9 protein-coding genes and 2 pseudogenes are annotated in these 13,097 nt (G+C 71.6%); 1 reads left to right on the top strand and 10 read right to left on the bottom strand.

Annotation, left to right across the window (positions count from 1 at the left end; translation table 11 throughout):
* Positions 1-75: 75 nt before the first annotated feature.
* The 9 genes and pseudogenes from A8W25_RS15585 to A8W25_RS35710 all read right to left on the bottom strand — a co-directional run.
* On the bottom strand, positions 76-690 hold the full coding sequence (locus A8W25_RS15585) for an FMN reductase (RefSeq protein ID WP_067161884.1): 615 nt from the start codon (positions 688-690) through the stop codon (positions 76-78).
* A complete protein-coding gene (locus tag A8W25_RS15580) occupies positions 687-1,772 on the bottom strand; it encodes an LLM class flavin-dependent oxidoreductase (RefSeq protein WP_067161881.1) in 1,086 nt (361 codons plus the stop codon). The genes A8W25_RS15585 and A8W25_RS15580 overlap by 4 nt, the downstream gene beginning before the upstream one ends.
* Positions 1,773-1,876: 104 nt before the next feature.
* Positions 1,877-2,713, bottom strand: coding sequence for an alpha/beta fold hydrolase (locus A8W25_RS15575; RefSeq protein WP_067161879.1), 837 nt, complete (start codon positions 2,711-2,713; stop codon positions 1,877-1,879).
* Between the two features lie 133 nt (positions 2,714-2,846).
* Positions 2,847-5,615, bottom strand: coding sequence for an AAA family ATPase (locus A8W25_RS15570; protein ID WP_079126110.1), 2,769 nt, complete (start codon positions 5,613-5,615; stop codon positions 2,847-2,849).
* On the bottom strand, positions 5,612-6,499 hold the full coding sequence (locus A8W25_RS15565) for a carbohydrate ABC transporter permease (RefSeq protein WP_067161877.1): 888 nt from the start codon (positions 6,497-6,499) through the stop codon (positions 5,612-5,614). Before A8W25_RS15565 ends, A8W25_RS15570 begins: the two co-directional genes overlap by 4 nt.
* Complete coding sequence (locus A8W25_RS15560) at positions 6,496-7,461, bottom strand: carbohydrate ABC transporter permease (RefSeq protein WP_067161874.1); 966 nt, start codon at positions 7,459-7,461, stop codon at positions 6,496-6,498. The genes A8W25_RS15565 and A8W25_RS15560 overlap by 4 nt, the downstream gene beginning before the upstream one ends.
* Positions 7,461-8,792: an ABC transporter substrate-binding protein gene (locus A8W25_RS15555; protein ID WP_067161872.1), complete on the bottom strand. Its 1,332-nt coding sequence runs from the start codon at positions 8,790-8,792 to the stop codon at positions 7,461-7,463. The genes A8W25_RS15560 and A8W25_RS15555 overlap by 1 nt, the downstream gene beginning before the upstream one ends.
* Positions 8,793-8,864: 72 nt before the next feature.
* Positions 8,865-9,245, bottom strand: coding sequence for an alpha/beta fold hydrolase (locus A8W25_RS35715; protein WP_420708467.1), 381 nt, complete (start codon positions 9,243-9,245; stop codon positions 8,865-8,867).
* Positions 9,246-9,316: 71 nt separating this feature from the next.
* Positions 9,317-9,532: pseudogene (locus A8W25_RS35710) on the bottom strand (alpha/beta fold hydrolase); the annotation flags it as partial.
* Positions 9,533-10,284: 752 nt separating this feature from the next.
* Between A8W25_RS35710 and A8W25_RS15545 the strand changes: the two are divergent.
* Positions 10,285-12,218, top strand: a pseudogene (locus tag A8W25_RS15545) (FUSC family protein).
* A gap of 7 nt (positions 12,219-12,225) precedes the next feature.
* On the opposite strand, the gene A8W25_RS15540 reads toward A8W25_RS15545, so the two are convergent.
* A complete protein-coding gene (locus tag A8W25_RS15540) occupies positions 12,226-12,894 on the bottom strand; it encodes a DUF4097 family beta strand repeat-containing protein (protein ID WP_067161866.1) in 669 nt (222 codons plus the stop codon).
* Between the last annotated feature and the right edge of the window lie 203 nt (positions 12,895-13,097).

Genomic DNA, 13,097 nt, shown 5'->3' with positions numbered 1-13,097 from the left:
GGGACGGGCTCGATCCTCATGCGGTACGGCGGAACAGTATGAACCATCCCGGCGCCGCCCGGCCCAGGGCCCGTCTCAGTCGAAGCGCAGGTCGGCGAGTTGCCGTTCGAGGACAGCGACGTCGTCCTCGGGCTCCTCCGCGACCGGGCGCGCCGCCATGAGCGCGGCGAGTTCGGCGCCCGCCCGGCGGATGCGGCCGGGCAGGCCCTCGGTGTACTCGTCCCCGCCCGAGCCCCAGTCCTCGGAGGCCGCGAACACGGCGGTGGGGACGACGACGGCACGCAGATAGGCGAAGAGCGGACGCACGGCGTGCTCCAGGGCCAGCGAGTGGCGGGCGGTGCCGCCCGTCGCCGCGATCAGGACAGGCTTCCCGGTGACGGCGTCCGGATCGATCACGTCGAAGAAGGACTTGAACAGACCGCTGTAGGAAGCCGCGAAGACGGGAGTCACCACGATCAGACCGTCGGCCGCCGTCACCGCCTCGATGGCGGCGCTCAGTCGCGGCGGCGGGAATCCCGTCACGAGGTGGTTGGCGATGTCGCCGGCCACCTCGCGCAGCTCCACGACGTCGGTCGACGCCACCTGGCCCCGGGCGGCGAGTTCGTCGCGGGCCGACTCGGCCAGCCGGTCGGCCAGCAGCCGGGTGGAGGAGGGGGTGCTCAGCCCTGCGGAGAGGACGATCAGCTTCATGCGGCGGACACCTCGCGGGCGGCTCGCAGGGACGCGTGGGTGGGAGCCTGCGGCACATCGGCCGGACGCCCCTTCGCGCATTCCCTCCGCAGCACGGGCACGACCTCTTCGCCGAGGATGTCGAGCTGTTCCAGGACGGTCTTCAGGGGCAGGCCCGCATGGTCCATCAGGAACAGCTGGCGCTGATAGTCGCCGACGCTCTCCCGGAACGACAGAGTCCGCTCGATGACCTGCTGGGGAGAGCCCACCGTCAGCGGGGTCTGCTCGGTGAAGTCCTCCAGCGACGGGCCGTGGCCGTATACCGGCGCGTTGTCGAAGTAGGGGCGGAACTCCCGTACGGCGTCCTGGGAGTTCTTGCGCATGAAGACCTGGCCGCCCAGGCCGACGACGGCATCCTCCGGCCGGCCGTGACCGTGGTGCGCGAACCGGCGCCGGTAGAGCTGCACCATGCGCCTGGTGTGGTCGGCCGGCCAGAAGATGTTGTTGTGGAAGAAGCCGTCGCCGTAGAAGGCGGCCTGCTCCGCGATCTCGGGGGACCTGATGGATCCGTGCCACACGAAGGGCGGGACACCGTCCAGGGGCCGCGGTGTCGAGGTGAAGGCCTGGAGCGGCGTACGGAACGTGCCCTCCCAGTCCACGACGTCCTCGCGCCACAGCCGGCGCAGCAGTGTGTAGTTCTCCTTGGCGAGGTTGATGCCCTGGCGGATGTCCTGGCCGAACCACGGGTAGACCGGGCCGGTGTTGCCGCGCCCCAGCATGACGTCGACCCGGCCGTCGGCCAGGTGCTGGAGCATCGCGAAGTCCTCGGCGATCTTCACCGGGTCGTTGGTGGTGATCAGCGTCGTGGATGTGGACAGGATCAGCTTCTCGGTGCGGGCGGCGATGTAGCCGAGCATGGTGGTCGGCGACGACGGTACGAACGGCGGGTTGTGGTGCTCGCCGGTCGCGAAGACGTCCAGGCCGACCTCCTCGGCCTTGAGCGCGATGGCGACCATCGCCTTGATGCGCTCGTTCTCGGTCGGAGTGCGACCGTCGGTGGGGTCGGGGGTCAGGTCCCCGACGGTGAAGATGCCGAACTGCATGGGGTGTCTGCTCTCCTGAGCTCGTCCGGTTCCCAGCGCGGGAACCGGGGGGCGGGGTGACGCCGGGGGATCCGGTGTCACCCCGGCGGGTCAACGGTTCGGCGTCACTTCGCCAGGAAGGCGAGGAGGGCCGTGTTGACCTCCTCGGCGTGGGTCCACAGCAGTCCGTGCGGGGCGCCCTCGATCTCGACGTAGTCGGCCGACGGAAGCGCCTTGTGGAAGGGGCGCGCGGTGCCCTCGGCCGGCAGGATGCGGTCGGCGGTGCCGTGCAGGATCAGGGCCGGCACGTCGACGGCGGGGATGTCGGCGCGGAAGTCGGTGTACCAGGTCGCCGGCGCGGCGGACGCGGCGAAGGAGCCGCCGCGGGCCGCGGTGTTCCAGCTGTGGCGGACGGCCTCCTCGCTGATGCGGGTGCCCAGGTTCTCGTCGAGGTTGTAGAAGTCGTTGAAGAAGGCCGTGTAGTGGGCGTAGCGGTCGGCCTTGACGGCGGCGACGACGCCGTCGAAGAACTCCTGCGGGGCAACGCCCCGCGGGTTGTCGTCGCTCTTGAGCAGGCAGGGTTCCAGCGAGGCCAGGAAGGCGGCCTTGGCGACCCGGCCCGAGCCGTAGGTGGAGAGGTAGCGGGCGACCTCGCCGGTGCCCATGGAGAAGCCGACGAGGACGGCGTCGTTCAGGTCGAGGGTCTCCATGACGGTGTTCAGGTCGGCGGCGAAGGTGTCGTAGTCGTATCCGGTGGTCGGCTGCGAGGACTGCCCGAAGCCGCGCCGGTCGTACGTGATCACGCGGTAGCCGGCGTCGAGCAGCGCGGCGCTCTGGCGCTCCCAGGAGTGGCCGTCGAGCGGGAAGCCGTGGATGAGGACGACGGACTGCCCGGCCCCCTGGTCCTCGAAGTACAGCTCGACGGGGTTGGTGTTCTCCTGGCCCACGGTGATGTACGGCATGGGGGTGCTTCCTCGATTCGGGTCGACGGTCCGCGCGTCGAAGCGGCGCGGTGTGCCCGTCACGCTAGGACCGCTCCCGCGCCTGCTGTTGTCGTCCCGCGCACCGCACCTTGCACGGGGGCGCAGAGGTTGCTCAGCCGCCGGTGGCTGTCGCGGTGTCGTCTTCCACGAGGACGATCCGGGCCAGATGGACCCTGGAGCGCACCGCGAGCTTGCGGAAGATCGACGCCAGATGGGTGTTGACCGTGTGCGGGGAGACGATGAGGGCCTGTGCGGCCGACCGGTTGGTGTGACCCGCGGCGATCAACCGGGCCACCTTGCGTTCCGAGTCCGTGAGCGCGTCCCAGCCCTGGTCGGCGCGTGGCCGCAGGCCTCTGGTGCGCCGGCCGGGGCGGCTGGTGGCCCGTGCCAGATCGGCCCGGATCCGGTCGGCCTCGGCGTCGGCCCCCGCCTGGGCGTAGATGTCGTACGCCCTGGTCAAGGCAGGTGTCGCAGCGGCGTCGCCCACGGTCAGCAGCGCGCGCCCGAGGTCGGCGGACGCGGCGGCGAGGGGCAGTGGCCCAGGGCCGGTGAGGAGGATGCGGACCGCACGCTCCAGGAGTTGGTGGTCGGCGCTCACCAGGGCGGCCGCGTGGGCGGCCGCCCCCTGGGCACTCGCCACGGTGGGGTTGCGGGCGGCGTGTTCGCCGGCCTGGGCCGCGAGGTCCTCGGCCAGCTTCCGGTCCCCGCCGCTCAGGGCGATCCGCACGGCCTGGACGACATGGGGGCGCAGGAGCCGCCACCGCAGGAAGGGGTGGTCCCGCTGCACGGAGCGGACCCCTTCGGCCGCTGCCGCGTGGTCGCCGTCGGCATCGGCGACGACGGCCTCGAAGTACTGGTGCGTGGCGTGATTGCCCGTGTTCGGCCGGTCGGCCACCGTCGCCCGCACGACATCCAGGTGTTCCCGCGCGGCTTCGCGGTCGCCACGCAGCAGCGCGAGAAGACCGCGGTTGACGCGGATGTTGACCAGGTTGCCGGGCACGCCGAGGTCCGCTTCGAGCCGCTCGGCGGTGACGAAGTCGGCGTCCGCGTCGTCGAGCCGGCCCAGCCCCATGTTCAAGGTTGCCTGGGCCCAGATCAGCATCGCGGGGCGCAGGGGAGCCTCGCCCGCCGTCCGCAGCAGTCGCCCCACGGTGTCGAAGTCGTCCAGGTGGATCCGGGCGATGGCTTCCTCGGCAAGGAAGGCCGTGTCGAACACGCTCAGCGCCGTGTGGTGGGCGACGGCCGCGGCGCAGTCGCCCCCATTGAGGGCGATCTCGCCCAGACCCCACAGCGCGAGGACGCGGGCCTCGCGGTCACCGGCCCGCTCCGCCTCGACGAGCGCCAGTTCGCCGGTCTCGCGAGCGGCCCCCAGGTCGCGGCCGCGGGAACGGGCCAGGGCCTGCCGGGCGGTGAGCCGGGCCCGGATCACCGGGTCGGTGACGGCTGCCAGCGCCGCCGTCGAGCGGCGGGTCAGCTCGTGGACGTCGTCGAGGTGCCACAGCGTTTCGCCCAGTACGCACTGCAGACGGGCGAACACATCCAGGGACGGCTGCCGTGCGAGCAGCGCGTCGCCGGTCTTCCGCGCCTGGGTGTACCGGCCCGCGCGGGTCAGCGCGACGATGGCCCGCTCGCCCGCGTCGAACAGCAGGGGCGCCCGGGGCGGTACGAGTTCCAGGGCCCGTACGGACAGGTCGGCGGCGAGGTCGGGCATCACGGCGATCACGTCCGTGGCGGCCGTGCCGAGCAGTCCGATCGCCTCCATGTCACCGGGTTCGGCGCTCTTGAGCAGATGCGGGACCGCGTCGAGGGAGCTCCGGCCTGCCGCGACGAGCCGACGTGCGGCCTCCCGGTGCAGCGCCCGGCGTACGGAGGGGGTGAGGTCGGCGTACACAGCCTCCCGGAGCAGGTCGTGGCGGAACAGGAGGCGTTCGCCGTCGTCGTGCAGGAGGGCTGCGGCGATGGCCTCGTCCACCGCGGCGCCGAGTGTGGAGGCGGGCCGGGCGCACAGGGCGGCGGCGTCCGCGAGGGAGAACGCGCGGCCCAGTACCGAGCCGATCCGCAGGAAATGCAGGGTGTCCGGCCGCAGCTCGGCCAGTCGGCCGCGCACGCCGAGGACCAGCCGCTCGGGCGGTTTCGGCCCGTCCGCGCCCGACGCCGCGATGCCCGAGAGCATCTCGGTCGCAAGGAAGGGGTTGCCGCCCGCCCCGTCGAGGAGCTCCGCGACCCGCGCCGGCACCTGCCCGCCCAGGACGTCGCGTGCCAGCTCGGCCAGGGCCGTCTCGGGCAGCGGACGCAGAGCAAGGGTCGTCGCCCGCGTCCCCTGCCCGTACAGGTGCGGGTCCTGCCTGCCCGTGAGCAGCCACAGGACCGGGGAGCCGAGCAGCCGGGCCGGCATGACGCTCAGGGCGAACCGGCTCAGCGGGTCGGCCCATTGGACATCGTCGACCGCGATCAGTACGGGCGTGCCCGCCGCGCGCTCCTCGATCAGCTGGGCCAGCCGTTCGACGAGCCAGATGCGCTGGTCGTGGTGGTCGGCGAGGTCGGCGAAGTCCGTACGGGCCAGCAGCGGCGGGTCACCGTGCAGCAGGCCCGAGGCCAGTGAGGCCAGCGGTGCCAGCTCATGCAGTTCTTCGGCGCGTCCATGGCTGACGAGGAATCCGTGGGCCCGGGCGAGCGAGACGGCTTCCTGCAGCAGTACGGTCTTGCCGATGCCGGGCTCGCCCAGCAGGAGCGCGATCGCTCCTGCCCCGCCGTCGCGCACCGCCTCGACCAGGGCGCGCAGCTGCTCCAGCTCGGCTTCGCGGCCCCGCAGCCCGGGCCGGCTCACCCCCGCGCCCCCGGGCGCTGCCACCCGTTGCGCCTCGGCCCGGTGGGAGCTCATCCCTTGACCGATCCGGCGAGCAGTCCCCGTGCGAAGTGCCGCTGCAGGGCGAAGAAGACGAGCAGCGGGACGAGCGCCGCCACGAAGGCGCCTGCGGTGAGCCGCTGCCACTCGTTGCCGTACGTCCCGGCCAGGCTCGCCAGTTTGACCGTCATCGGCGCGGTCTCGGCCGTTCCGCCCGACAGGGTCAGTGCCACCAGGAGGTCGTTCCACACCCAGATGAACTGGATGATGGCGAAGGTGACCAGGGCCGGGCGGGCCAGCGGCAGCACGATCCGCAGCAGCAGCGTTCCGTGCGACGCGCCGTCGACACGGGCGGCCTCGATCAGGTCCCGGGGCAGCGCTGCCAGGAAGTTGTGCAGGAGGAACACCGCGAACGGCAGCGCGAAGACCGTGTGGGCGAGCCAGACCTGGCCGAACCGCGCGGGACCGGTGAGGTGCCAGGCGGGCAGGAACAGCCAGCCCTGGGAGAAGAGCTTCAGCAGGGGGACGAGCGCCATCTGGAGCGGCACGGCCTGGAGCGCGAAGATGCCGACGACGAGCGCGTCGCGCCCCTTGAAGTCGATCCAGGCCAGGGCGTACGCCGCGAAGAAGGCCAACACGAGCGGGAACAGCACCGAGGGAACGGCGATGACGACGGAGTTGACGAAGTACTCCGCGAGCCGCCCCGACCCGTTCCCGCCGCCGGACAGCACCGCGCCGTAGTTGTCGAGCGTGAGGTGCGGCGCACCGAACACGGTCCACCAGCCCGTCGTCTTGATCTCCCGCTCGGGGCGGAACGAGGAGAGCAGGAGAGCGAGGGTCGGTGTCGTCCACAGGACCGCGATCACCACGGCCAGCAGCGTGAAGGCACGGGAGGCCAGTCGCTCCCGGACGCCGCTCACCCCGCCCTCCGCCGCGCCCGGACCTGGTAGGCGACGAAGGGGGTGACGAGGACGAAGAGGAGTACGGCAAGCGCCGCGCCGTGGCCCGTTTCGCCGTAGCGGAAGGCCTGGTTGTACATGTCGTGGGCGATGACGTCCGTGTCGAACTGTCCGCCGGTCATGGTCTTGACGATGTCGAAGGCCTTGAGGGTGCCGATCGCCTGGGCGAGGACCACGACGATCAGCGTGGGTCTGATCGACGGCATGGTGATCCGCCAGAAGATCTGCCGGGCACAGGCACCGTCGAGTCGGGCCGCCTCGATCAGCTCACCGGGAACGGCCCTGATCGCGCCGGCCAGCAGGACGGCCGCGAAGCCCGCCTGGGTCCACACCATCGCCACGATGAGGAACAGGACGTTCCAGGGCGAGTCGGCGAGCCACTGCCGCGGTTCGCCGCCGAACGCGACGACGACCTCGTTCAGCAGCCCGATCTGCCCGACCTGCCCGGGGCGGTAGGCGTAGACGAACTTCCAGACGACACCGGCGCCGACGAAGGAGATCGCCATCGGCATCAGGACGAGGGACAGCGCGAACGCTCTGAACCGCGACCGTACGACGGCCGCCGCGTACAGGAGACCGACGGCGGTCGCCGTCAGCGGCACGAGCACCACCCACGCCACGGTGTTGCGCAGCGCCACCAGCGCCTGGGGGTCAGTGAAAAGCCACTGGTAGTTGTCCCACCCGGCCCATGCCTCTCCCCCACGGCCGGTGAACGACAGCATGAGGGTGCGCAGAGCGGGCAGGAGCAGACCCACCATGAGTAGCAGCAGCGCGGGAGCCAGCAGGATCAGGGCCGCGGACCTTCTGCGTACCCGCCCCCGGTGCAGCACCAGCAGGAGCAGGCAGACCACCGCCGCGAAGACGGCGACGCCCTGGAGCAGGTACAGCAGCTTGGGCTGCTGGGCGACGGTGTCGAACGACATCAGCGGCTCGGCCAGGACCGTTCGACGGAGTCGGCGAACTGGCGGGTGCTCGCGCCGCCGATCCAGTCGACGGATCCCTTCCAGAACGTCCCGGCGCCGACCGACGCCGGCATCAGGTCCGAACCGTCGAACCGGAACTGTGCCTTGGGATCCTGGAGCAGCTGGATGGAGAGCCTGTCGACCGGGGTCGCGGCGTTCGCCGGATCCACGCCCCGGTTCGCCGAGACGAAAGGGCCCTTCTTCATGCGTGCGTTCGCGAAGTCCGCGGAGGACAGATACTCCTGGAACGCCCGCACTTCGGGGCGGTCGGCGAACGCCGCGGTGAACACCCCGCCGCCCAGTACGGGGTGGCCGGCCGGCCCGGATCCTGGCATCAGGAAGGCGTAGACGTCCTTGTCCGGTCCGATCTTCGTGCCCTTCGGCCACAGATCGGCGTAGAACGAGGCCTGGCGGTGCATCGCGCAGTCGCCGGCGAGAATCGGTGTGCCGGCCTCCTGGTAGGAGATCGACGCCATCGACCGGGCCGGGCCGAAACCGCCGTTGGCGTACCGGTCGTTCTTGAGGATGGACCCCACGGTGTCCATGGCCTGGATCACCCGCGGGTCATTGAACGGGATCTTGTGGGTGACCCACTGGTCGTAGACCTTGGTGCCCTGCTGGCGCAGCAGGACGTCCTCGATCCAGTCCGTCACGGGCCAGCCGGTCGCCTCGGCGGACTCAATGCCCGCGCACCACGGCTTGACACCCGACGCCGCGACCTTCTCCGTCACCGCCATCAGCTCGGACCACGTGCGGGGAACGCTCAGTCCCCGGTCGCGGAAGAACTTCGGGGAGTACCAGACGAACGACTTCACGTTCGCGACCAACGGCGTGCCGTAGAGGGTGCCGTCCACGGTCGCGTAGCTGTTCCAGTCGGCCGACCAGCCCTGCTTCGCGAGGGCCACGACGCCGGCGCTCGCGGGCTTGAGCTTCCCCGCCCGCGCGAAGCGCTCCAGGAGGCCGGGCTGGGGAAAGAACGCCATGTCGGGCGCGCTCCCGCCATCGACCCGAAGCTGGATCTGCGCCTCGAACTCCCCGTCCCCCTCGTACTGCACGTCGATTCCCGTGCAGTGCGCGAAGTCCGCCCACGTCTCTTCGAACAGGTCGGCTTCCCGGTCCCGGTTCTCCGCGTAGACGGTGACCTTGGTGCCGGAGTGCTTGCCGTACCGGGCGTATGAGCCGCAGTCCGCGGTGGGGTGTGACCGCGAAGCGCTGTCCTGGGAGACACCACAGCCGGCGCCGAGGGCGGCAACGGCGATGACGGCGAGCGCGGTCCTCACGCCGAACCTCATGGGTGGATCTCCTCCGATCGCCCGCCGAGGCTCGGGGGCGATCAGAAGCTACCAGCGCTCGAACAACATCGACTAATCGTTCGAGTCGGCCTGATCGGGCCCGTGGGCGGTGGACCGGATCGCGTCCTGGATCAGCTCCACCACGGCCTTGGGATGGGCCAGCATGACCAGGTGGGAGGAGTCGACCTCGACGGTGGTCATCCCGGCGCGCTCATAGCCGTAGCGCTCCACATCGGGGTTGATCGTGCGGTCACTGGAGGCCACCAGACCCCACGAGGGCTTGGTCTTCCACGCGGCGACAGGCGCCGCCTCGGTGAAGGCACGTGCGGCCAGAGGGCGCTGAGAGACGGCGAGCACCGCGGCGAGGCCGGGGTCGACGTCCGCGGCGAACAGGGCGGGGAACCGGTCGACCGCCACCGAGACGTCGGTGCCGCTCTCCGTGGAGCCGGCCACCGGGAACGGGGTGTGGACGAGCGCGTCGGCGAGGCCGGAGTCGGGGAAGCGGCCCTGCAGCTCGCCCAGGCTCTCGCCCTCCTCCAGCGCGTACCCGCCACGTACACCAGTGCACGGACGTTGTCCTGCGTTCCGGCGAGGGTGACGACGGCGCCGCCGTAGGAGTGCCCCACCAGGATCACGGGGCCGTCGACGGCACGTACCACCGAGGCGATGTACGCGGCGTCCTCGACGAGGCCGCGGTTGGGCACCGCCGGGGCCGCCACCTCCACGCCGGCGGCGATCAGGTCGGGGATGACGCGGGCGAAGTTGGAGGCGTCGGCGAAGGCGCCGTGGACCAGGACGACGGTGGGACGGGACGGGCCGCAGGTGGACGAGGGTTTTCAGGGGCGCGGGGCAAGACGCTGTTCGTGCCGTAGCGGTCGTGCCGGGTGAATCTTTATCCACACCCTGTGGATAAAGATTCACCCCGAAGGGCGCGCTTCACCTGCGACCCGGTGACCGGCTGACCGCGCAGTTCCCCGCGCCCCTGAAAACCCTCGTCCACCTGCGGCCCGTGGAGGGTTGCTCGCGCAGTTCCCCGCGCCCCTGAGGGGACGTGCGGCTCGGGCCCGAGTGGGCCCCCACGGCGCAGGACTTCACCTGCGGCCCGGTGGGGGCTGGCCGCGCAGTTCCCCGCGCCCCTAAAAGCCCGTGGCTGAGCTGGGTTCTCCGGCTACGGCGCACCCCCTAAGGGGCGCGGGGAACTGCGCGAGCAACCACCCACGGCCCGCAGGGGAAATCCGGCCCCTTCCGGGGCGCGGGGAACTGCGCGAGCAACCACCCACGGCCCGCAGGGGAAATCCGGCCCCTTCCGGGGCGCGGGGAACTGCGCGAGCAACCACCCACGGCCCGCAGGGGAAATCCGGCCCCTTCCGGGGCGCGGGGAACTGCGCGACCAGCCGACCACCGGGCCGCACGTGAAGTACCGGGCGAAGATCCATTGTGTACGGGCGCCCCGCCCGAAACGTCCCATTCACCGTGATCGCATACTGATGCCATGCGCGCACAGCCAAACGTGGACAACGCCCCGGCCGGCCGGGGACGGGTGCGGCTGGCGCCGCCCGAGTGGCTGGTCAGCGGGCTGCGCCCACAGAGCACCCCGATCGTGTGGCCCGCAGTTGCCCGCGCCGGAATCGGCCTCGCGGCCCCCCTCGCCGTCGGCTTCGCCACCGACCAGCCCACGTACGGCGCACTCGTGTCCATGGGCGCCCTCTCCGGAGTCATCGGCGACACCGCCGACGCGTACCGGATGCGGGTCTTCAACATCGCCGTGCCGCAGCTCTTCGGCGCGATCGGCGTCACGCTCGGCACCCTGGTGTACGGCGAGGGCTGGCTCGCGGTCGCCGCGCTCACCCTGGTCGCCCTCGTCTCCGGAATGATCTCGTCCATCGGCGCCGTGGCCTCCGTGTCCGGGCTGCTGCTCCTGCTGAACGCGGTGGTCGGCGCCGGGCTGCCGATGCCGTCGCCGTGGTGGAAGGCGCCGCTGCTGCTCACCCTCGGCGGGCTCTTCGTCCTGCTGCTCACCCTGCTCGGCTGGCCGCTGCGCAACCGGGTCCCGGAGCGGGCGGCCGTCGCCGCGACCTACCGGGCGGTGGCCGATCTGCTGGAGGCGGCGGGCACCCCGGCGTACGACGCCAGACGGCAGACGGTCACGCAGTCGCTCAACACGGCGTACGACCTGGTGCTTGCGCGCCGCACCCGCGACCACGGACGGCGCAGCCCGCTGGTGCGGCTGCTGGCGCAGCTGAACGTGGTGATCCCGCTGGTGGAGGCGGCCCCGGCGGCGCATCTGAGGGGACGGCCGCTTCCGCCCGAGATCCCGTCCGCCGTACGGGAGTTGGCGACAGCGGTGGAGCAGGCGCGCACGGGCCCGGTGCCGGACCTGGCGCTCCCCGAGCCCGCCAAGCCGTCGGAGCGGGCGGTGGACGCGGCGCTGCGGCACGCGGCCGTGGTGGTCCACAAGCCCGACCCCGACCCGTACAACGTCGACGACCGGCTCGGGCGCCCGGCGGCGCTGCGGATCCGGCTGCGGCGGGGCACGCGCAACGTGCTGTTCTCGCAGGCGTCCTGGCGGTACGGGCTGCGGCTCGCGCTCTGCATCGGGCTCGCCCAGGCGCTGGTGTCGCTGGTGGCGGTGCCGCGCTCGTACTGGGTGGCGCTGACCGTCACGTTCGTCCTCAAGCCGGACTTCGGGTCGGTGTTCTCGCGCGCGGTGCTGCGGGCGCTGGGGACGGCGGTCGGCCTGGTCACGGCGGCGGCCGTGCTGGCGGAGGTGCCGCGCGGGTGGTGGGACGTGCCGGTGATGGTGGTGCTCGCGGCCCTGATCCCGGCGTTCTCGGCGAAGGGCTACGCCTTCCAGACGGCGGCGATCACCCCGGTGATCCTGCTCCTCTCCGACGTCCTGAACCACCAGGGTTTCGGCCTGGTGCTGCCGCGCCTGTGGGACAGCCTGATCGGCTGCGGGATCGCGCTGGTGGCGGGCTATCTGCTGTGGCCGGAGAGCTGGCACACCCGGATCGGGGACCGGCTGGCGGACGCGGTGGAGGAGGCGGCGGCGTACGTGGAGTGCGCGTTCGCCTCGGACGGCGAGGACCAGGGGGAACGGGTCCGGCGCCGCCGCCGCATCTACCGCGACCTGTCGGTGGTGCGCTCCGAGTTCCAGCGCGCCCTGACCGAGCCGCCGCCGACGGGGGCGCGGGCGGCGGCGTGGTGGCCGCTGGTGGTGGCGGTGGAGCGGATCGTCGACGCGACGACGGCGGGGCGGGTACGGGTCAGGCGGCGCGGGAGCTGCGCGCGCTGGCGGCCGGACTCCGGGCCTCCGCCACCCTGGTGGAGGTACGCGCGTCCCTGACGGGCCCGGAGGAGGGCGTACTCGGCCCCCTCCGCCAGGAGGTCCGAGCGGCCCGCGCGATCGCGTCCCCGTCCACCTGAAGCTGCCTCACAAGCTGCGCGCCGAGATGTCCCCGTACGACGTGGTCGCGTGGATGTCCAGCGTCTCCGCACCCCCGGCGTTCTTGAGCGCGTTCTCGATCCGGCCGTAGCCGGTGCCCGCGTCCAGGGACGCGGAGGCGCCCGCCGCGGCGCCGACCGCGATGTCGCCCGCCTGGGTGCGCAGCACCACCGTGCCGCGCGTCGCCTCGGTGATCCGGATGGCGCCCTTCTGGGTGCTGATCTCGGCGGGGCCGCCGAGGCGGCCGACCAGGACGTCACTGTCGTGGGCGGTGAGGCGGACGCTCGCGGCCTCGTCGATCTTGACCGTGCCGTACGCGCCGTCGAAGGTGACGTCACCGAACCGTCCGACGGCCCGGAACTCGGTGGCCGCCGCCGTCACCTCGACGTGGGAGCCGGTGGGCAGCTGGACCGTCACCTCGACGGAACCGGAGTTCCCGAGGACCCGGTTCTTCGCCGACGGGGCATCGACCCGCAGGACGCCGTCGACGTATCCGACCGTGGTGAGCTCGGCCGCCTTCACGTCGCGGCTCTTGGAGGCGTTCGCGGGGCGGATCTCGACCGTGGTGTCCGCCCGGTCGGCGGCGATGAACTGGACGCGCCCGGCGGGGATGTCGAGAACGGCGGAGATCGGGGCGGTGGTGATGAACTTCTGCAAGGTGCTGTCCTTCAGCTCGTCGTTTCTGATGAGCGAAAAGCTACGTTGCGTTCGAAGATCTGGCAACACAATCGTTGCGCGGGAGCGGCATTTCAGCAGCTCACAGCCACATTTTCATTGCAATGGATCTGAATCTAATGCAACATTCGACATGGTGTCGTTGCAATGGGTCGAGAGTGAACGCTATGCCGGGGCACCTGAAG

Origin of the sequence: Streptomyces sp. ERV7 (genome assembly GCF_001653515.1) — a bacterium.
In the GTDB taxonomy this organism is placed as follows: domain Bacteria; phylum Actinomycetota; class Actinomycetes; order Streptomycetales; family Streptomycetaceae; genus Streptomyces.
The sequence above is the reverse complement of the archived record's forward strand: the minus strand, read 5'-3'. Positions and strand labels throughout refer to the sequence as shown.

What these genes read in the sequence shown, in the direction of transcription:
- A8W25_RS15555 (WP_067161872.1), bottom strand. Translation starts at nt 8,792, where the DNA reads ATGAGGTTCGGCGTGAGGACCGCGCTCGCCGTCATCGCCGTTGCCGCC.
- A8W25_RS15585 (WP_067161884.1), bottom strand. Translation starts at nt 690, where the DNA reads ATGAAGCTGATCGTCCTCTCCGCAGGGCTGAGCACCCCCTCCTCCACC.
- A8W25_RS15570 (WP_079126110.1), bottom strand. Translation starts at nt 5,615, where the DNA reads ATGAGCTCCCACCGGGCCGAGGCGCAACGGGTGGCAGCGCCCGGGGGC.
- A8W25_RS15580 (WP_067161881.1), bottom strand. Translation starts at nt 1,772, where the DNA reads ATGCAGTTCGGCATCTTCACCGTCGGGGACCTGACCCCCGACCCCACC.
- A8W25_RS15575 (WP_067161879.1), bottom strand. Translation starts at nt 2,713, where the DNA reads ATGCCGTACATCACCGTGGGCCAGGAGAACACCAACCCCGTCGAGCTG.
- A8W25_RS15560 (WP_067161874.1), bottom strand. Translation starts at nt 7,461, where the DNA reads ATGTCGTTCGACACCGTCGCCCAGCAGCCCAAGCTGCTGTACCTGCTC.